The organism is Embleya sp. NPDC050493 (genome assembly GCF_044458105.1).
Taxonomy (GTDB): Bacteria; Actinomycetota; Actinomycetes; order Streptomycetales; family Streptomycetaceae; genus Embleya.
This window is the reverse complement of the sequence record NZ_JBITHP010000018.1, coordinates 44,043-63,897: the sequence shown is the minus strand read 5'-3', so window position 1 is coordinate 63,897 and position 19,855 is coordinate 44,043. Positions and strand designations below refer to the sequence as shown.

Here is a 19,855-nt window from a genome sequence, read left to right as displayed (position 1 = left end):
TCCGCTCCGTCCGTGCCGGCGCGTCGCCACGAGATGAGGTTCGATCGGATCTTGACGTAGCCGAATCATATTCTGTATTCATGCATGGAGCCAGGATGGTATTCAGACGCTACGAGGAGTCGCGAGACGATGTCCGAGGCCCGCACCCCGATCTACGACGTGATCGACGAACGTTTCCGTACCGAGCGCTGCATTTTCGGTGACGACCGGCTGGAGACCCTCTACACCGGCGGGCGCTGGTCGGAGGGGCCGCTCTACTTCCCGGCGGGACGCTTCCTGATCTGGAGCGACATCCCCAACGACCGCATGCTGCGCTGGGACGAGACCAACGGTGTCGTCAGCGTCTTCCGCTCACCGGCCGGACACCCCAACGGCAACACCCTCGACGCACAGGGCCGCCTGGTCACCTGCGAACAGGGCAACCGGCGGGTCACCCGCACCGAACACGACGGCTCCGTCACCGTGTTGGCCGACCGATTCGGGGGGAAGCGGCTGAACAGCCCCAATGACGCCGTCGTGCATTCGGACGGCTCGATCTACTTCTCCGACCCCGACTTCGGCATCACCACCGACTACGAGGGGCACCGCGCGGAGAGCGAGATCGGCGCGACCAACGTCTATCGCATCGACCCGGTCAGTGCCGAAGTGCGCCTGGTGGCCGACGGGTTCGGCGGACCGAACGGGCTGGTGTTGTCCCGGGACGAGCAGCGGCTCTACGTCTCGGACACCCGGGCCAACCATGTCCGGGTCTTCGACGTGCGCCCGGACGGGTCCCTCTCCGAGGGTGCGGTCTTCGTCGAATGCCGCCCGGGCGAAGGGCGGTTCGACAACATCCGCTTCGACGACCGGGGCCGCCTGTGGGTCGCCGCGATGGCCGACGGCGTGCACTGCTACGACCCCGACGGCACCCTCATCGGCCGCATCCGCACTCCCGAACCCGTCGCCAACATCACCTTCGGCGGCGCCAAGCTCAACCGCATGTTCCTGGCCGCCAACAACGCGCTGTACTCGCTGGTCACTTCCGTCACGGGCACCCCGCGACTGCCGGGCCGCCGCCCCGGCCCGGGTACGGACTGACCACCCGCGCCTCGGCGCACACCGCGGACGCGTCCGGCGCGGACCCGCGCGTCGTACCGGGCTCGGGTCCCGCCCCTCGTCCCGCCCCCTCGTCCCGCGTCCTAGCGGACGGCCAGCATCGGCAGCCGGGAGCGGGCGGAGTGCGCGGCGATGGTGGCCCAGATGTTGACCAGGTCGATCACGCCGTTCGCGTCGGGCGCCTCGCAGCGTACGGTCAACTGGTCCACGCGCTCCGCGCCCGGCGTGGACGCCGCGATCTCGGCGGCCAGCGGGATCTGGAACCCGACCTCGAAGACGAACTTCTCCGGCAACTCCAACGGCTCCACGGTCGCGGCCTTCTCCACCGCCGCCGCGGCGCCGGCCCGGATCAGGTCCTGAGCCGTGGACGGGTGCACGCTGTTCGCCGCGTGCACCCCCTCGGCCGTCTTGACCGGGACGGTGATCACCCCGGGGAACGCCGCGGCCGTCGCCGCACAGACCTCGTTGTCGCCGGTCACCAGCCCGATCGGGACGCCGTGCTGGGCCGCGAGCAGTCCGTTGACCTCGGCCTCGGTGACAGGGCGGTTGTTCAGCCGTACCGCCCCGAAGTCGGACGAGAACGTGTGCGCGAGCACGCCCGGTGCGCCGGCCGCCGCGTGGTAGCCGATGAACAGCGCCACCCCGTGGTTCGCGCCCAGGCCGCTCGCCATGCACTGGGCCTTGGGGCTGCCCTGGATCACCCGGGCCCGCGGGTCCAGGTCGCGCGCGAGCAGGTTGTCCATCGTGCCGTGGCTGTCGTTGATCAGGACGTTGTCCGCGCCCGCCGCGAACGCACCCTCGATGGCCGCGTTCGCTTCGCCGGTCATCATCTCCTGCGCATTGCGGTACCCGCCGCCCCCGCGCACGATCTGGTCGATCGTGGCGATACCCGCGATGCCTTCCATGTCGATCGAGATGTATACGTCCATCGGATTCTCCCGTTCGTTGCCCTGCTCCGCCGGTTCGCGGGGGTGCGCGACGCCCCGCCGAGCATCACGCACGGCACCCCGTCCGGGCGTTGGCGATTCGTACAGGTTCGGTGTCGGTTCTTCGTCGCGGGCGACGAGCCGGGGGTCTTGGGCGCTGCCTACCGTGAGCGCTCACCGCGGCGCTCCCGCCGCCGATCCAGGAGGTGCTCGTCCATGGCACGATCCGCCCCGTCCCCGGCCGCCACGCCGTCGTCCGGCCGCCCGGATCTGTCGAGTGCGTCCGGGTCCCTGCCGACGCCCGAGTACCTCCGGGCCCGGCTCGCCGACCTGGCCGAGCAGGCGGGCATACCCGGCGCGAGCATCGCGGTCCGCCTGGGCGATCGAACCGTGACCGCGGCGGTGGGCGTGCTCGACATCGAGACCGGCTACCCCGCGACGCCCGACTCGCTGTTCCAGATCGGGTCGATCACCAAGGTATGGACCACGACCCTGGTGATGCAGCTCGTGGACGAAGGTCTGATCGACCTGGACGTCCCCATCCGCACCTACCTCCCCGACTTCCGGCTCGTCGACGAGGACGCCGCCGCGCGAGTGACGATCCGTCACCTGCTGTGTCACACCGGCGGTTTCGAGGGCGAGCTGTACGACGATCACGGCCCCGGACACGACGCCCTGGAGCGCCTGGAGGCGAGCCTGGCGACCGCGGGCACGCAGCTGTTCCCGCCGGGCGAGACGTTCTCCTACAGCAACAGCGGATTCGACCTGCTCGGCCGCGTGGTCGAGGTGCTGACCGGGCGTACCTGGGAGGCGGCCCTGCGCGAACGGGTGTTCACGCCGCTGGGCCTGACCGAGGTGGCCAACGACGCGAGCGAGTCGATCCTGCACCGCACCGCCATCGGCCACCTCGGCGGACCCGACGGCCCGGTCAAGGCACCCATCCACCACATGTCCCGCGCCGGCGGCCCCTCCGGAGGCATGCTCGCCACGAGCGCGCGCGACCTGCTGGAGTTCGCCGCCGCGCACATTCGCCGCGGGCTGCTCCCGGACGGCACACGCCTGCTGTCGGAGAAGTCCGCACGAGCGATGTGCGAACCACAGATCGAGATCATCGGCGACGGCCGGCTCGGCAGGTCGTGGGGCCTGGGCTGGAACCTGTACGACTGGCCCGGCGAGCCCGTCATCGGCCACGACGGCGGCACGATCGGCCACGGTGCGATGTTGCGCGTGGTGCCCTCGCGCGAGTTCTCGGTCGCGCTGCTGACCAACGGCGGCGCCCTGTACGGCGCTTTCGACCTGGTCCGCGAACTGCTCGGCACCGTCGGCGGCGTCGAGGTCCCGGAGCCGCCCGCGCCGCCCGCCGAACCGGTGTCGATCGACACGGGCTACGTCGTGGGCCGTTACGCGTCACCGGCCGTGCAGATCGACATCGCCGAGACCGAGGACGGCCTGACCTTCACCGCGCGCGCCCTCGGTGCCATCGCCGAACTGGTCGGTGACGAGGCCGGCACCAGCCGGGTCGTGCCGTTGGACGCGCGCACCCTGATCACCGCCGAGCCCGAGGGCGGGCGGCACCCCTCGTACGTTTTCCTCGGCGACGGGGAGCAGGCCGAATTCCTGCACATGGGAAGGGCGTTGCGCCGAGTCCGGGACACCGGCAGCGCCGCCGGACCGGACGCGACGGGCGACACCGCGCCCGGAGCCACGCACTGAGACGTACCCCGGCCGACCGGAAGGTCGGCCTTCTCTCCGATCCCCGACCACCCGAGGGGAAGAACTTCGGCGGGCTCCCGCGAACCCGGACACGGCGTAGGGGGACCGGCCCGGACAGCGGGCGGCGTTAGCCTCGTTCGCATGGTGCACCTGCCTCCTGCCCGGTACTACGCGTCGTTGCCCAGGCACATCGGCGCCGCCGGGGCGATCCTGCACGACGAGCGCGGACGCGTTCTGTTGGTCGAACCCGCCTACGGCGACGGCCACTGGGAGATCCCCGGCGGCGCCATGGACCACGGCGAGTATCCCTGGGACACCGCCCGTCGGGAGATCGAGGAGGAACTCGGTCTCGCGTTGTTTCCCGGTCGGCTGCTGGTCGTCGACTGGGTTCCGCCGCAACCCGACGGTCGGCCCGCCCTCACGAACCACCTCTTCGACGGGGGAGCCCTCACCGAGGCCGAGGCGCGTGCCCGGATCCGGCTCGACGCCGGCGAACTCACGGCCTGGCGTCTGGCGGCCCCCGCCGAGTGGGACGCGCTCATGGCGCCGCACATGGCCCGCCGCCTGCGGGCCTGCGCCGAGGCTCTGACCGGGAACACCACCGCCTACCTGCACCACGGCGTGCCGCCGCACCCGTGACCGGCGCGGTCGGGGACCGTCACCGCGGCCGGAGTTGCGCAGCGTCGGCACGTACCGCAGCACGAACGGCAGTACGCGGTCGCCGCCGACCGCCGCCGTCACGGCCACCTGACCACCGAGTCCGGCGAGTTCGTCGTCGGTACCGCCCTGGCCGACCCGACGACCACGCGGACCGTACCGGTGCGCGGCGGCCGGGCCCGAACCCGGTCGGCAGCCGGGCAGCGCTCGGCGCACCCGGGAGCGCCCCCGGCCCCGCCGCCGCGGGTATCGTCCCGACGGCCGTTTCGGCGCATGCGGTGCCCGTGGGCGGGTGCGCCCGGTGCGTACCATCCGCCCCCTGCGTATCCCGCAACCCCACCAGGGCTCGCCACGCCGCGTGCGGGTCGAAGGCGGGGCGGCGCGTCGGCGATTCCACCGCCGGCAGGGGCTGTTCATGTGCGGCGACGCGGGGTTCACTCGGAGTACGGCAGGTCCCAGCCGCGGTGCCCGTATCGAACGGACAGGAGGAATCCCATGGTTCGACCGCTGATCCTCACCCGCAGGGCCCCTTCTCCCGACCCTGCCCGGGCGTCGCGCCCTGCGCTGCCCGAGCACCACTTCGACGCCGTCCTCGGCCTCAACGTCACCGCGGACGGCGTACCGCTGGTCCACACGGGCAAGCAGGCCGCGCTCGCCGAGTACACCGGTACCCAGGAAGCCGGTCGGTGGAAGAAGGACGACTGACGTCCGCACCTCGGGCAGGTCGCCGCCGGGCACAACCACGCCACCGCCCGGCGGCGTTCCGCTCCGTGCGGCGGTCACGCGGCAGGTCCGTTCGCGGGTCGGTGCGCGGGTCGGTGCGCGGCGGCCGGACCGGACCGATCGTCCGGACCACGAGGACGTGACGATGGACGCGCTGCTCGCCGCCGCCCTGGAAAGCCTGGGCATCGCGGAGGATCCGCGCCCGCTGACCCGGGACCACACCGCCGCCTGGCGCACCCGGCACTGGAAGATCAGGACCGCGACGGAACCCGCCGACGTCGCCGCGTTGTTGCACGAGGCCCGTGCCGTCGCCCTCCTGCGCGACCGGGAACTGCACCCGGCCGGAGCGGCGAGCGGACGTCTCGGCGACGGTGCGTGGATCGCGATCGCCTGGCGGCCGGGCACCACCCTGTGGGACTGGTGCGTCGCCGCCCGCCGTACCGCCACGCCGGGCACCCGAGCGAGCCTGCGTCGGATCGCCCATCGGGCGTTCGCGCTGCTGGCCGCACTGCACGCCGCGGGTTGGCGGCACGGCGACATCCAACCGGCCAACATCCTGATCACTCCGGGAAACGCGGTCGAGTTCATCGACCACGACCTCGCCCACCATCCCGATCTGCCGCTGCCGCGTCCCTACCGAGGAGGCATGGACCAGTCCACCGCTCCCGAGATCGCGCGCGCACTCCTCCACGGCAGGCCCGACGCCGCCGTCACCCTCACCGAAGCCGCCGAGGTCTACAGCATGGGCGCATCGCTGCGCTGGGCCTGGACCGGCCACGCGCCCGCCACCACCCGCCTGCTCGGCCCCGGCGTCACCGCCGAGGACATCCTCCGGGACATCGCCACCGGCCGACACCGTGCCGCGCTGGCCGCGCACCGCCCGTGGGCCGACCCCGAGTTGGAGGCCCTGATCGAGACCACCACCACCCGAGACCCGGCCCGCCGGGCCCCGAACCCGGCCCGACGCCGACCGGCGGGCGGGGTTGATTCCGGACGCCCGGGGGCCCGGACGCCCGGAGGCTCGGACCCCGAAAGGTGAACCGGCACCGCCCGACGCCCGCGTCGCACCCGCCCGGATGCGCACGGAGGCGAGGCCCGCCGCCGGTCGGATCGGGACGGCCGCGTCGCGCGTGAACCCGGGCGGCATACTCGCAGGATGCGAATCGGCGCGTGGGGTCGAGACGAGGTCGACGAGTGGGGCGCGACGTTCACCGGGGCGGTGGCGCGCGGGGAGTTCGGGTGGGCGCACCGGTTGATGGACCAACTGTCGGGTGATCGCGACGATCGTGTCAGGTGGGTCCTCGGGCGGGCGATGTTGTTCGCGCGGCAGCGGGAGTACGCGGCTTGCCTGGACGTCGTCCGAGGTTGGTTGGACGCGGCTCCGGCGGACGACCCGTTTCGATCCCTTATGGCACACAAGTACGCGGACTACGCGGCTGTCGGCTTCCTGGCGGGCGAGTTCTCCTTGGCCGGCACGTCACCGTTGCTTCGGACCGCCGAGGCGGTCGCCGACGAGCTGGAATCCCCGTTCTGTCCGGTGACGGTGGCGCTCGACGTGTTCGCCTGCTCGGGGTACGTCGCCCGGAGTTGCGGGCGGCCGAAAACGGGTGTCGGTCCGCGCGTCGCGCGGCGGCGGTGGACCCGCCGGCCGACCTGTCGACCGGCAGCGGTGGCAAGATCGACAAACAAGTTCTCCGCGGTTTGTGTGAACTGCGTGTGAGTATGCTTGGATAAGCGCCGGCCGGATATGCGCGGCTCGTTACGGGGCGTTTTTGATCTGTGATCCACGTCACATTGACGTGCCTTTGGTCTGGGGATTCACTTTCCAGGCGACGAGAATCGGAAAGTCGGATTCTGTAGCGATGGTTTATCGCCCCGACCGCCCGTGTCATCCGAGACTCGGCCGGTTCACAGTCACCTGGAGGTTGTCGTGATCAAGATCGTCAACTCTTTCTCCAAGAGGTTCAGGCCCGAGAAGTCCCTGAAGTCCGCAGTCTGGTACATCTGGTACAGCTGATCAACACACGCTGAGAACCGGTTGATCATCGAACCGATGCGGGTCGTGGCCGCTCCCGCCGCACGATCGATAATCCCGCGGTAGCGCCGCCACGACCCGACGAAGTGTCGGTTCACCGTCCGGGTTCGGGTCCGGTGTCGCCGTATGTCGGCGGCACCGGATGCGAGACTCCCGCCACGTGGAGAGCACCGATGAGTTCCGATACGGTCGGGCGCGCCCGGACCACGGTTTTTTCGCCGAAGATCGAAGAACTCCTCCGGGAACATCGCGGTGTGAAGTTCTTTCGGGTGGACGCCGACACCGTCGGAGTCGCCGACCCGGACCTGATCGAGAAACTTCTCGGCAGCAGGTCCGCCCATGAATTCGAGCGGCCGACTTTCAAGCCGCTGTACGGAAGATCCATTGCCCGCGCGGAGGCCGCCGACGTGATGCAGGCGCTCTCGCGAGACGTCCGCGCCGCTTTGCACGAGCCGATTCCCGATAGTGTGGATCTTTCCGGGAACTGGCCGCACGCGGGCCACGCCTATCTTCGTGATCTGCTTTTCCGTCCCGATCCCTTGCGACTGCGCATGCTCACGGATCGCCGGCTCGAGGCGATGCCCGTATTGGCGCGGGCCGCGGTCCGCACGAGTGCCGCCCTGCCCGGCACGCCCGATCCCGACGCGCCGATGTCGCAACTCGCGGCGCTGACCGCCACGGCGGCCGCGGATCCGGACAACCGGCACCATGCGCTGGGGTTGTATCGACGGGTCGCGGCTCCGGTGTGCCTGGGAGTCTCGGCACTGGTCGCCAACGCGCTCTGGCTGGGCTCGCCCTTCGACGCCGACGCGTCGAACCGGCACATCGTGCTGGAGTCCCTGCGCCTGCTGCCGCCGTCGTGGAACATCCTGCGGGTCGCCTCCCCCGAGTTTCCCGCCCTGGACTCCCGGATCGGCCCGAACGACGACGTGCTGCTGCTCCCGCTGCTCAGTCACCGCGATCCCGAACTGTGGGTCGACCCGGACGATTTCCGACCCGAGCGCTGGAGCGACCTGGACGCCGACAACCATCCGGGGTACTTCCCCTTCGGCCACGCCTCCGACCGCTGCCGCGGCCGACACCTGATCATGCCGCTGGCCGAACACCTCCTCGATCGCATCCGCTCCCAGGGCCTCACGGTGAGCCCGCACCAGACCGCCGCCAGGGTTCCCCTCGCCGGTCTGCTCGGTGTCACCCGCGTGAAGATGACCCGAACTGCCGAGCCTGACAGGTGAGTTCGGCGGCAGGAGGATGGGGCCCGCGGAGTCGAGGCGGGTAGGCGGGGGGAGGGGCGGCGGCCGTGCGGGTGGGGCCGGGAGCATCTTCGCGTGCATCGAATTCGACCGCGGCATCCCGCATGCCCCGCCGCCGGCGCGCAGCGCGGCCGATTCCGGTCGGAGGCATATCTCCGGCGACATGGAAGATTGCTATTACCCGCGGCCGGCCGCCATCGGGATCCTGGTACCCCCTGGACACCACACGCGAGATGCCGCGTGTCTTCGGAAACGAGGAACTTTGCGAATAACCAGGATAGTCCCCGCTCTCTTGGCCGCATTGCTCATGGTGCTCACCCTCGGCGCCACCGCCACCGCCTCCCCCGCCACGTCCGCGATTCCGGTCGGCCAGCCGTCGGCAGGCGGCCCCCAGCCGATCATCGGTGGCGGATATGCGCAGAACGCCCCCTGGGCGGCCCGCCTGTTCTCCGCCGGCAGGCAGACGTGTACCTCGACCATCATCGCGCCCACCTGGATCCTCACCGCGAAACACTGCGTCAGCGGCGGGCAGTTGACGTTCCGCATCGGCAGCCTGGACCAGACCTCCGGGGGCACCGTGGCCAACGGCGTCCAGACCTATACCAGTCCGTCGGCCGACCTGGCCCTGGTTCGGCTCGACCGCTCCGTCTCGGCCACCTACTCCCGGCTCGGCCAACCCGGTTCGGTGACGGTGGGTCAGAGCGTCCAGGTCTACGGATGGGGCGCGACGTCACGGTGCGGCCAGGAGATCAACTGCCAGTCGCAGTTCCTGAAGGTCGCGAACGTGACCGTGACCGGTGGTTGCCGCGACGCGTACAACGGTTCGGCGATCTGTGCGCAGCGCGGTAACGGGATCACCGCGGGCGGCGACTCGGGTGGTCCGATGCTGGCGAACGGTGTCCAGGTCGGCGTCGCCTCCACCAGCGACCGACAGACCACCACCGCGTACACGAACGTGACGGCGTACCGCTCCTGGATCCAGTCGGTCGCAGGCGTCTGACCGACCCGACTCGTCGCCTCACCCCGCGGCCCGAGCCACCTTCGGAACCACGCTCCGAACCATTGCCGGGACCGCGACCGGAACCATGCGCCGAACCGAGCCCGATCGTCGTCCGCTTCGCCGCCGCGAACGGACGACGATCGGGCACGAACGTCTGCCCGCCCCGGCCCGGAGGGCGCCCGCCCCGCGGTATGGCCCGCCGGCACCGCGTCCCACGTCACGAGTGCCGCGGGTGGGCCCGCCGTCCGCCCCGGACGCGTGTCGATTCCGTCCCCGCTCAGGCCATCGGGCGGAGGTCGCCCACGTGGGTGTCGTCGGCGCGGACCGGGCTCCCGTCGGGCCGTACGTACGTGAGCCTGCCGAGGGGTTCGCCGGTCGCGTGGTCGATCAGGGGTGCGTACTGCTCACCCCGGACCACGGTGTGGTGTTCGCCCCACTGGCGCAGGCTGATGATCAGGTCGAACAACTCACGTCCCCTGTCGGTGAGGACGTATTCCCGATAGCTGCTGCCGTCCGAGGCCGGCTCACTGCTCAGCACGCCCGCGTCGACCAGCGTGCGCAGCCGGATGCTGAGGATGTTCTTGGCCACGCCGAGACTGCGCTGGAACTGCCCGAAGCGCCGAACCCCGTCGAACGCGTCGCGGATGATCAACAGCGACCACTTGTCACCCAGGAGGTCGACCGTTCGCGCCACCGGGCACGGCGAGGTCGTTCGCGTCGTCTCGTTCATCCGTTTCCGCATCCCCCTACTGGTTGCAAAACAAAACCAGAGTGTCTATGTTTCCTGGCAGGTTTCAATTTAGTACCACCTCCGGTGCCGTTGCCGGGTCGGACCCCGAGAGCCCGCATGGCGCACGACCAAGGAGTCGAACCGACATGATCGCCGCCCAGGAAACCTTCGAAGGCAGCTATCCCTTCGCGCCGAACCACACGTCGGCGCCCGGGTTCGAGATGCACTATGTCGACGAGGGCGCCGGCCCCGTCCTGCTTCTCCTGCACGGCGAACCCACCTGGGGGTACCTGTTCCGCGACCTCATCCGTCGGTTCTCCACCACCCACCGGGTCGTCGTGCCCGACCACATGGGCTTCGGCAAGAGCGAGACGCCCGCGACCAGGTCGTATCGCCTCCAGGATCACGTCGACAACATCGAAGCCCTGGTCCTGGCCCTCGGCCTCGAGGAAATCACCCTCGTCATGCACGACTTCGGCGGCCCTGTCGGCATGGGCCTGGCGGCCAGGCACCCGGACCTGATCTCCCGCGTCGTCGCCGTCAACGCCCCGACCCCCTTCGGCCAGGCCGACCTGGCCCGGGTGCTGGCGGACAACGCGGCCGAGTCGCCGTGGTTCCGCTGGATCGCCCGGGCGCAGCGCGACAAGACCCTGGAACGGGTCCTGGAGCAGCTGGAGTTCAACATCCTCAGCACGCTCAAGCTCAACGGCTTCGAGAACAACGGGATCATCTCCGACACCTGGATCAGAGCGTACGGCTCGGCCTTCCCGACTCCCGATGAATGCCGCGGGGCGATCGGCTGGGCCCAGGGATTCGCCACCGGCGCGCACACCTTCGAAACCCCCACGCCGGCGGCCCGAGCCAGGCTGGCGGGCCTCCCGGCCCTGGCCCTGTGGGGCAGCGCCGACCAGACCCTGCGCAGCACGCACTTCCTCCCCCTGTTCAGGTCCGTCTTTCCCGACGGCCTGATCACCGAACTCCCGGAGGCCGGCCACTACAGCCTCGAAGACGCCCCCGACACCATCGCCGCCCTCCTGGGACGGTTCCTCGACACGACCGCCGCCGGTACGACCACCGCCGGTGCGACCGACGTCCGGCCGCGCACGGGCGGCCGAACGCGATAGAGCATCCGGCGAATCGACCGGACCAGAGCGGACCCGAACTCGATCCTCCGTCGGGCGTGGGCCACGCGTCTTCCCGGCGGGGCGGGTGCGCGCCGGCGTCAGGGCTCCCGTCGTGCCGGGCCTTGGTGCAGGATCGCCATCGCCGCGTTGTGCCCGGGGATGCCGCTCACGCCGCCGCCGCGTCGCGCGCCGGCCCCGCACAGCAGGATGCGTTCGTGGGCCGTTTCCACACCCCACGTGCCGTGGGTCTCGGCGTCCTGCGCGTACGGCCAGGACAGGTCCCGGTGGAAGATGTGCCCGGCGGGCAGGCCGAGTTCGTGTTCGAGATCCAGTGGCGTGTGCACCTCCAGGCACGGATTGCCGTCGCCGTCGCGCAGCAGGCAGTCCTCGATCGGCTCGGCGAGCACAGCGTCGACGGAGTCGAGCATCGCGCGCAGTGCCTTCGTCCGGGCACTCTCGTTGTCCTCGGCGAACAGGCGCGCCGGCATGTGCAGGCCGAACAGCGTCAACGTGTGCACACCCGCCTCCCGTGCCCGCGGCCCGAGGATGGACGGGTCGGTCAGCGTATGGCAGTACATCTCGCCCGGCGGCAGCGCGGGCATCCGGCCGCTCGCGGCATGCTCGTACGCGGCCGCGAGCTGTGCATAGCCCTCGTTGACATGGAAGGTGCCGGCGAAGGCGCGCTGCGGGTCGGCGAGCGGGTCGCGCAGCCGCGGCAATCGGGCGAGGACCATGTTGATCTTGAGCTGCGACCCCTCCGGCCCGGGCCCGTCGGGGGTGTTCCCCAGGAGCCGGTCCAACGTGTCGGGCGCGACCGCGGCGAGCACGTGCCCACCCGTCACCCGGAACTCCCGGTCGCCGAGCGTGTATCGCACCTCGCCGTCGGGATCCACGGAGCCGACCGCCGCCCCGGTCCGCAGCTGCGCCCCCGCCGCGCGGGCCGCGTCGGCAAGGGCCGCGGTGACCGCTCCCATGCCGCCCACCGGTACGTCCCAATCCCCCGTACCACCGCCGACGACGTGGTAGAGGAAGCAGCGGTTCTGTCGCAGCTCGGGGTCGTCCATCGGGGCGAACGTGCCGATCAGCGCATCGGTCGCCACCACGCCGCGCACCGTGTCGTCGGCGAACTCCGCCTCGATCAGGGCGGACAGGGGCTGCGCGAACACCGCGTCCCACACCCGATCGTCGTCCACCAGCCGGCGGAACTCGGCCGCGGAACGCAGCGGTTCGGTGAGGGTGGGAAAGACCCGACCGGCCAGTCGCGCCGTGGCCGCGCCGAACCGCTCCCACGCGTCGGCCTCGCGCGAACCGGCGAAACGGGTCAGTTCGGCGCGGGTGCGTGCGCGGTCCGCGGCGTCGACGAGGAAGCCGCCGGCGCCGAGCGGGGTGTACGAGCCGACCCGGCGCCGGCGCAGTTCGACGGGCAGCCGCAGGTCCTCGACGATCTTTCGGGGCAGCAGGCTGACCAGGTACGAGTAGCGGGACAGTCGCACGTCGACCCCGGGAAACGGCCGGCACGACACCGCCGCGCCGCCCACTTCGTCGAGCCGTTCCAGCACCAGGACCGACCGGCCCGCCTGCGCCAGATACGCGGCCGCCACCAGGCCGTTGTGCCCGCCCCCGACCACGACGACGTCGAATCTCCCACCGTCACGCACCACATCCGCCTCCGAAATCGACGACCTCCGGCCACCGGCACCGCACACAAGCCAGCGTAGGCACCCACCAACCCACCCGCCCCACCCGGCTCGCGAAAGTCCCGAGCCGCCTCCGCCCGGCGTCGCGGGCACTCGGACATTCCACCCGGCGACGGTCAGCCCCCCGCCGACCCCGCACCGCCCGCCCGCCCAGGCCCTCCCGGTGCGAATCGCCCGGTGAAAGCCGCCCGGTTGACCGAGTCGGGCGAGCGATCCGGGATCGCGAACACCACCCTTTCGAAGGCGGCGGACAAGGAGCCGTTCGCGGTGAGCGGGGCGTGGAACGCCGCGGCGACGACGCGCGGGTCGTTGCCGAACACCCCGCACCCCCATGCACCCAGTACCAGTTGCCGCGCGCCGTGCCGGTGGGCCACCGTCAGCACACGCTCGGCGCGCCGGTACAGCGCCTCCCGGATGCGCTCGCCCGCGCCCGGGTCACGGCGCAGGACCTCGCCGGCATTGGGCGCGGCACAGGTGAGGAAGGACACCCGATCCGGCTCGGCGAGCAGTGCACCCCACTCGTCGCGGTGCACGGGGACGTCGGGGGACCACACCACCCGGTCGCTGTAGACCAGGTCGGGGCAGGCCCGGTGGGCCGCATAGTAGTCGGGGACCGCCAGGAGACAGGGGTACAACAGGGAGTTGCGGCAGAGGTCCTCCTCCTGGGCCCGGGCCCCGCGAAGGTAGCCGCCTCCCGGGTTGCGCGCCGACGCGAAGTTCAGCACCGCGACCGGTCCGATGCCCGTCGCGACCAGGCGCCGGGCGGCCTGGAGGCTGTTCTCGTCGGTCACCTCGAACGACGTCGAATGTTCGACGCCCGGGTGGCTCGGTTCGACGGGTCCCTCCGGTGGATGACTCACCGTGCCGGATATCGCCGCGCGAAGTGCGGGAGCCACCACGACGGTGCCCACCGGCGTCGAGTATTCGCCCGCGGCGACGATGCGTGCGTTGGTCTCCGCGATTTCCTGCAATCGGTCGCTCACACGTCCGTACGCTAGGGGCGGTCGGTCGGATGCTCCATCGCATTCCTGAACGGGGCCCGAGTTCTCGATCGCGTGGTCGGCCCGGGGGTGCCTTCGGCACCGGCGGTCTTCGTGTGGATGGACACATCTTCGACGTGTCGCTCGTGCCGGAGCCCATGATCGGGTGGCGCGGGCGCGGCGATACTGAGGGGCGCCCGGGAAGTGGCTCACTCGTACTCGAAGAGGCTCCGTATGCAGGTCGATCTCGTTGTCCGCGCAGGCTCCCTCGTCGACGGGAGCGGATCGCCCGCATTCGACGGCGATCTCGCGATCGATGCCGGACGTGTGGTCGCGGTCGGCGACGTCGGCGATCTCCGGGGCCGCGACGAGATCGATGCGCGGGGCTGCGTGGTCTGCCCCGGCTTCGTCAACGTGCTGAGCCACGCCTACTTCACGCTCCAGCAGGATCCCCGCGGCCTGTCCGACCTCCATCAGGGGGTCACCACCCAGATCTTCGGCGAGGGCGTCTCGCTCGGCCCGGTGACCGGCGCGATGACCGACGGGATGATCGAGCTCGGCCCGTCGGCCGAGGGGGCCCGCCGGTCCTGGCCGCGATTGCGCGAGTTCCTGGAGCAGCTCGAAGCCCAGGGCGTCGGCCACAACGTGGCCAGCTTCGTCGGGGCGGACAACCTCCGGATGTCGGTGGCCGGGCCGGCGGACCGCGTGCTGGACGCCGACGAGCTCGCCCGTGCCTGCGCACTGCTCGAACAGGAACTGGCGGACGGGGCGCTCGGCGTCGGCTCCGCGCTGATCTACCCACCCGGCAGCTACGCCGACACCGACGAACTCATCGCCTACGCCCACGTGTTGGCCCGCCACGACGCGCTGTACATCTCGCACCTGCGCAACGAGGGCGACCGCCTCCTGGAGGGCGTCGACGAACTCCTGGACATCGCCCGAGCCTCCGGCGCGCGTGCCGAGATCTACCACCTGAAGACCGCCGGCCGCGAGAACTGGGCCAAGATGCCCGCCGTCCTGGACCGGATCGAGGCCGCCCGGGCGGCGGGTGTCGAGGTGACCGCCGACATCTACCCCTATACGGCCGGCAGCACGTTGTTGTCGGCCGCGGTCCCTCCGCCCTTCCACCTCGGCGGCCCGGAAAAGCTCCGGGAGCGCCTCGGCGACCCCCGGAGCAGGGCGCAGATCGTCGACGCGGTGCGCGACGGCGGCGATTGGGAGAGCCTGTGGCGGATGAGCGGCGGCGCCGAGGGCATCGTGATCCTGTCGAATCACCCGGACATCGGCGTGCGCACCGGATCCACGATCGCCGACATCGCCAAGGACCGCGGCGACGCCGACCCGATCACCACGATGCTGGACATCGTGCTCGCCGAGCCGCACGCCGACGCGGCGTACTTCATCGGCAACGAGGACAACATCCGGCTCGCCTTCGCCCGCGACTGGGTGTCGGTGGGCTCGGACTCGGACGCCCCCGCGGTCGAGGAACGCTTCGCCGACCATCCCGTGCACCCGCGGGCCTACGGCACCTTCGCCCGGGTGCTGGGCCGCTACGCGCGCGAGGAGGGGATCGTGTCGCTGGAGGAGGCCGTACGCCGGATGACCGCCCTGCCGGCGACGACGCTGCGACTGCGTGATCGAGGCGTGCTGCGCGTCGGCGCACATGCCGACGTGGCGATCTTCGCGCCCGAGGACTTCGTGGACACGGCGACCTACGCGAACCCGGCGAGCTACGCACGCGGCATGCGGCACGTCCTGGTGAACGGGACCGCCGCGCTGCGCGACGGCCGGCCCACCGGTGCCCTGGCCGGTCGGGCCCTGCGCCGCGACGTGTCCTGAGGCACCGCGTACCGAACGCGCCCCGACCCCGCTCCGGGCCGGGGCGCTCAGGTCGGCAGGCGGACGGCGAACACCGAACCGACGCCGGGCGTGCTGCGCACCGTGACCGAGCCGCCGTGGGCCCGGGCGAGGCGCTGCACGATCGCCAGGCCGAGTCCGCTGCCGCCGGTGCGGCGGTTGCGGGACTTGTCCGCGCGCCAGAACCGGTCGAAGACGTGCGGGAGGTCCGCCGCCGCGATGCCGATTCCGGTGTCGGTCACCTCGAACACGATCTCCGACCCGTCCGGGAAGGCGTGCACGGTCACCCTTCCGCCCTCCGCCGTGTGCCGCACCGCGTTGGACACCAGATTGCCCACCATCTGACGCAGCCGCACCGGATCGGCCGACAGCCGAAGGTCCGCGTCACCCCACACCACCAGGTCCACGCCCTGCGCCGCGGCCCGGGCCAGGTGCGCCGCCACGACCTGCTCCGAGACCTCGTGCGCCGACACCGATTCCCTCCGCAGGCGGAGCCGGCCCGCGTCCGCCTCGGCGAGGTCCTGGAGATCGTCGATCACGTGTTGGAGCAACAACGCCTCTTCCAGCAGCGAGGAGGTCAACGCCCGATCCGGCACCGCGACCCCGTCCTCGACCGCTTCCAGCCAACCGCGGATGTTGCTCAGCGGTGTGCGCAACTCGTGCGCCACGTCGCCGACCATCTCCTTGCGCTGCTCCTCCATCCGGAGCCGGTGCTCGGACATGTCGTTGAACGCCTCGGCGAGTCTGCCGATCTCGTGATTCGCGGACAGGTCCACCCGCGTCGCGTCGTCGCCGTCGCGCATGCGCAGGGCCGCGTCGGTGAGTGCGCTCAGCGGCCGGATCAGCCGGGCCGCGACCAGGCCGGTGACCGCGGCGGTGAGCAGCAGGATCAGCGCGGCGACGCCGGCGATGCGTGCGGTGTCGGCGCGGCTCAGGTCGAACACCGGGGCCGTGGAGCCGTCGTGGTCGCCCACGAACAGCAGCGTCGCGGGCACCACGTACGGGGTGAGCTGCTCGCGTCGGGCGGTGTCCACGCACGCGGCGACGTCCCGGGCGACCACGGGCGAGGCGTCCTTGTCCCAGGTCAGGTCCTGCCCGAGGGTGAGCGGCGCGATGTTCTTGCGGGTCAGGCAGGCCGCGAACAGGGCGTTGAGTTCGCCCAGGGCCCGCTGTTCGGTCGCGGTCGGCACGTTCGGTCGGTCGAGGCCGCACGCCGCGGCGACCGCACCGTCCGAGGCCCGGCCGCTCTCGACTCCGGGGCGTGCGCTGGATGCCCTTGGCACCACGCTCGGGCCACGCCGGGGCAGCGGGCGGGAACCCCCGGTGTCGCCGGGATCGGTCACCGGAGCCGGGACGGTTGTGGTCCCACCGGGGCCGGGCGAGTCGCCGGCCCCGGTGGGACCGCCCACGATCGCGACGACCGAGCGTCCGTTCGGCCGCTGGGTGATGTCACCGGAGCGGCCCGCCGCGCGCAGGCACTGCACCGCGATGTCGGCGTCCCGGCGCGACTGCGCGCGTTCGGCGTCGGTGAGCCGGAACGGGCCCACCGCCTCGGGGTCGATGCGGTCGGATCCGGTGGTGGGTACCAGGGCCGCGTCCACCGCGCGGTCAGTGTGCCCGTTCCCGCGACCGACATCGGCTCGATCGCGGTGGACACCCCCGTGACCGTCGTACTCCCGGACAACACCGAGGCCCGGGGCACGGTGTCCGCGATCGGCCGCAGCGCCGAGCGCAAGGACGCCGGAGCGGGCGCGATGGGTCCGGACGTCGGCGGGACGAAGATGACCGTGACCGTCACCCTCGACGACGCCGCCGCGGTGAAGAACCTCGACGCGGCCGGCGTCCGGGTCCGCTTCACCACCGAGACCCGAAAGGGTGTCCTGACCGTGCCGGTCGGCGCACTGGTCGCGCTCCGCGAGGGCGGGTACGCGGTACAGATCCCCGCCGGCCGTCTGATCGCGGTCGAGACCGGCCTGTTCGTCAAGGGCATGGTCGAGGTCACGGGCAACGGCCTGGAGCCGGGCATGCGGGTGGTGACCACGTCGTGAGCCCCGTCCTGGAGGTCGTGCACGCGAGCAAGGCATATCCCGGCGGCGTCAGGGCCCTCGACGACGTGTCGCTGGCGATCACGGCCGGCGAACTCGTGGGCATCGTCGGCCCGTCCGGCTCCGGCAAGTCCACCCTGCTCAACCTGATGGGCACGTTGGACAGCCCGACCGCGGGTACGGTGTCGATCCTGGGCCACGACGTCGGCACCCTGTCCGATCGTCGGCTCTCCGCACTGCGCGGACGCCTGCTCGGCTTCGTGTTCCAACAGTTCCACCTCGCCGACGGCCTCACCGCGGCGGAGAACGTGGCAACCGGGCTGCTGTACGCGGGAATTCCACGCCGCCGTCGGCTGCCCCTCGCCGTGCGGGCGCTCGGCCGGGTCGGCCTGGCCCGCCGGGCCGGACACCGGCCCCACGAACTCTCCGGCGGCGAACGCCAACGCGTCGCGATCGCCCGAGCGTTGGTCAACACGCCGGCCCTCGTCCTGGCCGACGAGCCCACCGGTGCACTGGACACGGCGAACGGGCAGGCGGTCCTGGAGTTGTTGCATCAGCTGAACGCCGAGGGAGCCACGATCGCGATCATCACGCACGACCGGGACATCGCCGCCGGGCTGCCGCGCCGGGTGGAGATCCGCGACGGCCGACTGGTCACGGACACGGCGTGCGCTCCGTGCGAGCGGGGAGGGGGACCGCGACTGTGACTGCGACTGCGACTGCGACTGCGACCGAGAGTGATCCGACTCGGCCCGTGCGGCTGGCTCCGGCCGACATCCTCCGGCTGGGCCTGCTCGGAATCCGAACCCGCAGGATGCGCGCGGCGCTGTCCGCCCTCGGCATCTCGATCGGCATCGCGACGATGATCATCGTCATCGGGATTCCGGCGTCGAGCCAGAAGGCGTTGATGAACGAACTCTCCGCGATGGGCACCGACACGCTGCGTGCCGAACCGCAGCCGGACCAAAACCCCCCGGTGCTGCTGCCCGAGGCGGCCGACGCGATGGCCGCCCGAATCGGCCCGGTCACATTGACCAGCGCGGTCGCGAACACCCATGCGGTGGTGCGGCGTTCGGACCGGATCGACCCCGACGACGGTTCGGGACTGGCGGTGTTGGCGAGCCGGACCAATCTCCTCGAAGCCATCCACGGCAAGGTCCGTTCCGGACGCTTCCTCGATGCGGTCACCGAACGTTTCCCGACCGTCGTGCTCGGCCACGAGGCAGGCCGCCGGCTCGGCTTCGACACATTGCGGCCGGGTCAGACGCCGCCACAGGTGATCATCGGCAACCGCTGGTTCACCGTCGTCGGCATCCTCGCACCGGCCCCGCTGGCCCCGGACATCGATCGTGCGGTCCTGGTCGGCTGGGAGGCCGCGCGCACAAGCCTGGGCTTCGACGGCCACCCCACCGTCGTCTATGTCCGCACCGCCGAACCGGCCATCGAGTCCGTTCGCGCGGTCCTGGCGCAAACCGTGAATCCGGCACTGCCCGGGTTGGTCCAGGTCAGCCGCCCCTCCGACGCGTTGGCCGCGAAGCGCGCGACCGAGAGTACGTTCTCCGCGCTGTTCCTGGGCCTGGCCGGCGTCGCGCTGCTGGTCGGTGGCATCGGGGTGGCCAACACGATGTTCATCTCGGTCCTGGAGCGCCGCAGGGAGATCGGCCTGCGCCGCGCCCTGGGCGCCAACCGCGGCCAGATCCGCGGCCAGTTCCTCACCGAGTCCATCGCCCTGTCCACCCTGGGCGGTCTCGCCGGCACGGCCCTGGGCGTGGTCGCGACCATCGGCTACGCCTGGTTCCAACACTGGCCCGCGGTGGTCTCGCCGGCCTCCGTCGCGGCGGGCTTCGGCGGGGCGATCCTGGTCGGCATGGCGGCCGGCGTCTATCCCTCGATCCGCGCGTCCCGGCTGACCCCGACGGAGGCGCTGGCCGGCACGTGAGCCGCATCCCGCGGGGGCGGGGGGGGGGGGGGGGGGGGCGGGCGGGCGGGGGGGGGGGGGGGGGCCGCGCCGGCCCGCCCC

The 19,855-nt window shown here is 71.5% G+C and carries 19 protein-coding genes; 14 read left to right on the top strand and 5 right to left on the bottom strand.

The genetic code is table 11. The annotated features are described in order from the left end of the window. Nucleotides 1-129 precede the first annotated feature (129 nt). Complete coding sequence (locus ACIBM5_RS29655; protein ID WP_396009593.1) at nucleotides 130-1,077, top strand: SMP-30/gluconolactonase/LRE family protein; 948 nt, start codon at nucleotides 130-132, stop codon at nucleotides 1,075-1,077. Between the two features lie 101 nt (nucleotides 1,078-1,178). On the opposite strand, the gene ACIBM5_RS29650 is transcribed toward ACIBM5_RS29655, so the two are convergent. Further along, nucleotides 1,179-2,024 (bottom strand): M55 family metallopeptidase, encoded by an 846-nt coding sequence (locus ACIBM5_RS29650; protein WP_391584552.1) that lies wholly within the window; start codon nucleotides 2,022-2,024, stop codon nucleotides 1,179-1,181. A 213-nt stretch (nucleotides 2,025-2,237) separates the two neighbouring features. Between ACIBM5_RS29650 and ACIBM5_RS29645 the strand changes: the two genes are divergently transcribed. The 8 genes from ACIBM5_RS29645 (at nucleotide 2,238) to ACIBM5_RS29610 (ending at nucleotide 9,402) form a co-directional block, all read left to right on the top strand. Then, a complete protein-coding gene (locus tag ACIBM5_RS29645) occupies nucleotides 2,238-3,734 on the top strand; it encodes a serine hydrolase domain-containing protein (RefSeq protein ID WP_396009592.1) in 1,497 nt (498 codons plus the stop codon). A gap of 141 nt (nucleotides 3,735-3,875) precedes the next feature. Then, complete coding sequence (locus ACIBM5_RS29640; RefSeq protein WP_396009591.1) at nucleotides 3,876-4,373, top strand: NUDIX domain-containing protein; 498 nt, start codon at nucleotides 3,876-3,878, stop codon at nucleotides 4,371-4,373. 513 nt (nucleotides 4,374-4,886) lie between these two features. Beyond that, nucleotides 4,887-5,096 carry a hypothetical protein gene (locus ACIBM5_RS29635; protein ID WP_396009590.1) on the top strand — a complete coding sequence of 70 codons (210 nt, stop codon included), beginning with the start codon at nucleotides 4,887-4,889 and terminating at the stop codon, nucleotides 5,094-5,096. A gap of 163 nt (nucleotides 5,097-5,259) precedes the next feature. Beyond that, complete coding sequence (locus ACIBM5_RS29630; protein WP_396009589.1) at nucleotides 5,260-6,153, top strand: hypothetical protein; 894 nt, start codon at nucleotides 5,260-5,262, stop codon at nucleotides 6,151-6,153. A 117-nt stretch (nucleotides 6,154-6,270) separates the two neighbouring features. Further along, nucleotides 6,271-6,834, top strand: a complete 564-nt coding sequence (locus ACIBM5_RS29625) for a hypothetical protein (protein WP_396009588.1) — start codon at nucleotides 6,271-6,273, stop codon at nucleotides 6,832-6,834. A 165-nt stretch (nucleotides 6,835-6,999) separates the two neighbouring features. Then, nucleotides 7,000-7,131: a tryptorubin family RiPP precursor gene (locus ACIBM5_RS29620; protein WP_396009587.1), complete on the top strand. Its 132-nt coding sequence runs from the start codon at nucleotides 7,000-7,002 to the stop codon at nucleotides 7,129-7,131. Between the two features lie 191 nt (nucleotides 7,132-7,322). After that, a complete protein-coding gene (locus ACIBM5_RS29615) occupies nucleotides 7,323-8,384 on the top strand; it encodes a cytochrome P450 (RefSeq protein WP_396009586.1) in 1,062 nt (353 codons plus the stop codon). Nucleotides 8,385-8,664: 280 nt separating this feature from the next. Further along, nucleotides 8,665-9,402: a S1 family peptidase gene (locus tag ACIBM5_RS29610; RefSeq protein ID WP_396009585.1), complete on the top strand. Its 738-nt coding sequence runs from the start codon at nucleotides 8,665-8,667 to the stop codon at nucleotides 9,400-9,402. A 277-nt stretch (nucleotides 9,403-9,679) separates the two neighbouring features. Here the strand turns inward: ACIBM5_RS29610 and ACIBM5_RS29605 are convergent, their stop codons facing one another. Further along, complete coding sequence (locus ACIBM5_RS29605; protein ID WP_396009584.1) at nucleotides 9,680-10,132, bottom strand: winged helix-turn-helix transcriptional regulator; 453 nt, start codon at nucleotides 10,130-10,132, stop codon at nucleotides 9,680-9,682. A gap of 146 nt (nucleotides 10,133-10,278) precedes the next feature. On the opposite strand from ACIBM5_RS29605, the gene ACIBM5_RS29600 reads away from it, so the two are divergent. Beyond that, entirely contained in the window at nucleotides 10,279-11,256 is a 978-nt protein-coding gene (locus ACIBM5_RS29600) for an alpha/beta fold hydrolase (protein WP_396009583.1), read from the top strand. A gap of 98 nt (nucleotides 11,257-11,354) precedes the next feature. Here the strand turns inward: ACIBM5_RS29600 and ACIBM5_RS29595 are convergent, their stop codons facing one another. Beyond that, a complete protein-coding gene (locus ACIBM5_RS29595; RefSeq protein ID WP_396009582.1) occupies nucleotides 11,355-12,914 on the bottom strand; it encodes a phytoene desaturase family protein in 1,560 nt (519 codons plus the stop codon). Between the two features lie 155 nt (nucleotides 12,915-13,069). Next, on the bottom strand, nucleotides 13,070-13,936 hold the full coding sequence (locus tag ACIBM5_RS29590) for a TIGR02452 family protein (protein ID WP_396009581.1): 867 nt from the start codon (nucleotides 13,934-13,936) through the stop codon (nucleotides 13,070-13,072). 231 nt (nucleotides 13,937-14,167) lie between these two features. Between ACIBM5_RS29590 and ACIBM5_RS29585 the strand changes: the two genes are divergently transcribed. After that, complete coding sequence (locus ACIBM5_RS29585) at nucleotides 14,168-15,772, top strand: amidohydrolase family protein (RefSeq protein WP_396009580.1); 1,605 nt, start codon at nucleotides 14,168-14,170, stop codon at nucleotides 15,770-15,772. Nucleotides 15,773-15,819: 47 nt separating this feature from the next. Here the strand turns inward: ACIBM5_RS29585 and ACIBM5_RS29580 are convergent, their stop codons facing one another. After that, nucleotides 15,820-17,391 carry an ATP-binding protein gene (locus ACIBM5_RS29580; RefSeq protein ID WP_396009579.1) on the bottom strand — a complete coding sequence of 524 codons (1,572 nt, stop codon included), beginning with the start codon at nucleotides 17,389-17,391 and terminating at the stop codon, nucleotides 15,820-15,822. A 60-nt stretch (nucleotides 17,392-17,451) separates the two neighbouring features. Between ACIBM5_RS29580 and ACIBM5_RS29575 the strand changes: the two genes are divergently transcribed. Genes ACIBM5_RS29575 through ACIBM5_RS29565 form a run of 3 tightly spaced genes read left to right on the top strand, consistent with a single transcriptional unit; the run spans nucleotide 17,452 to nucleotide 19,774 of the window. After that, nucleotides 17,452-17,838, top strand: a complete 387-nt coding sequence (locus tag ACIBM5_RS29575; RefSeq protein ID WP_396009577.1) for a hypothetical protein — start codon at nucleotides 17,452-17,454, stop codon at nucleotides 17,836-17,838. Further along, entirely contained in the window at nucleotides 17,835-18,542 is a 708-nt protein-coding gene (locus ACIBM5_RS29570; RefSeq protein ID WP_396009576.1) for an ABC transporter ATP-binding protein, read from the top strand. The genes ACIBM5_RS29575 and ACIBM5_RS29570 overlap by 4 nt, the downstream gene beginning before the upstream one ends. Beyond that, entirely contained in the window at nucleotides 18,539-19,774 is a 1,236-nt protein-coding gene (locus tag ACIBM5_RS29565) for an ABC transporter permease (protein ID WP_396009575.1), read from the top strand. Before ACIBM5_RS29570 ends, ACIBM5_RS29565 begins: the two co-directional genes overlap by 4 nt. Nucleotides 19,775-19,855 lie beyond the last annotated feature (81 nt).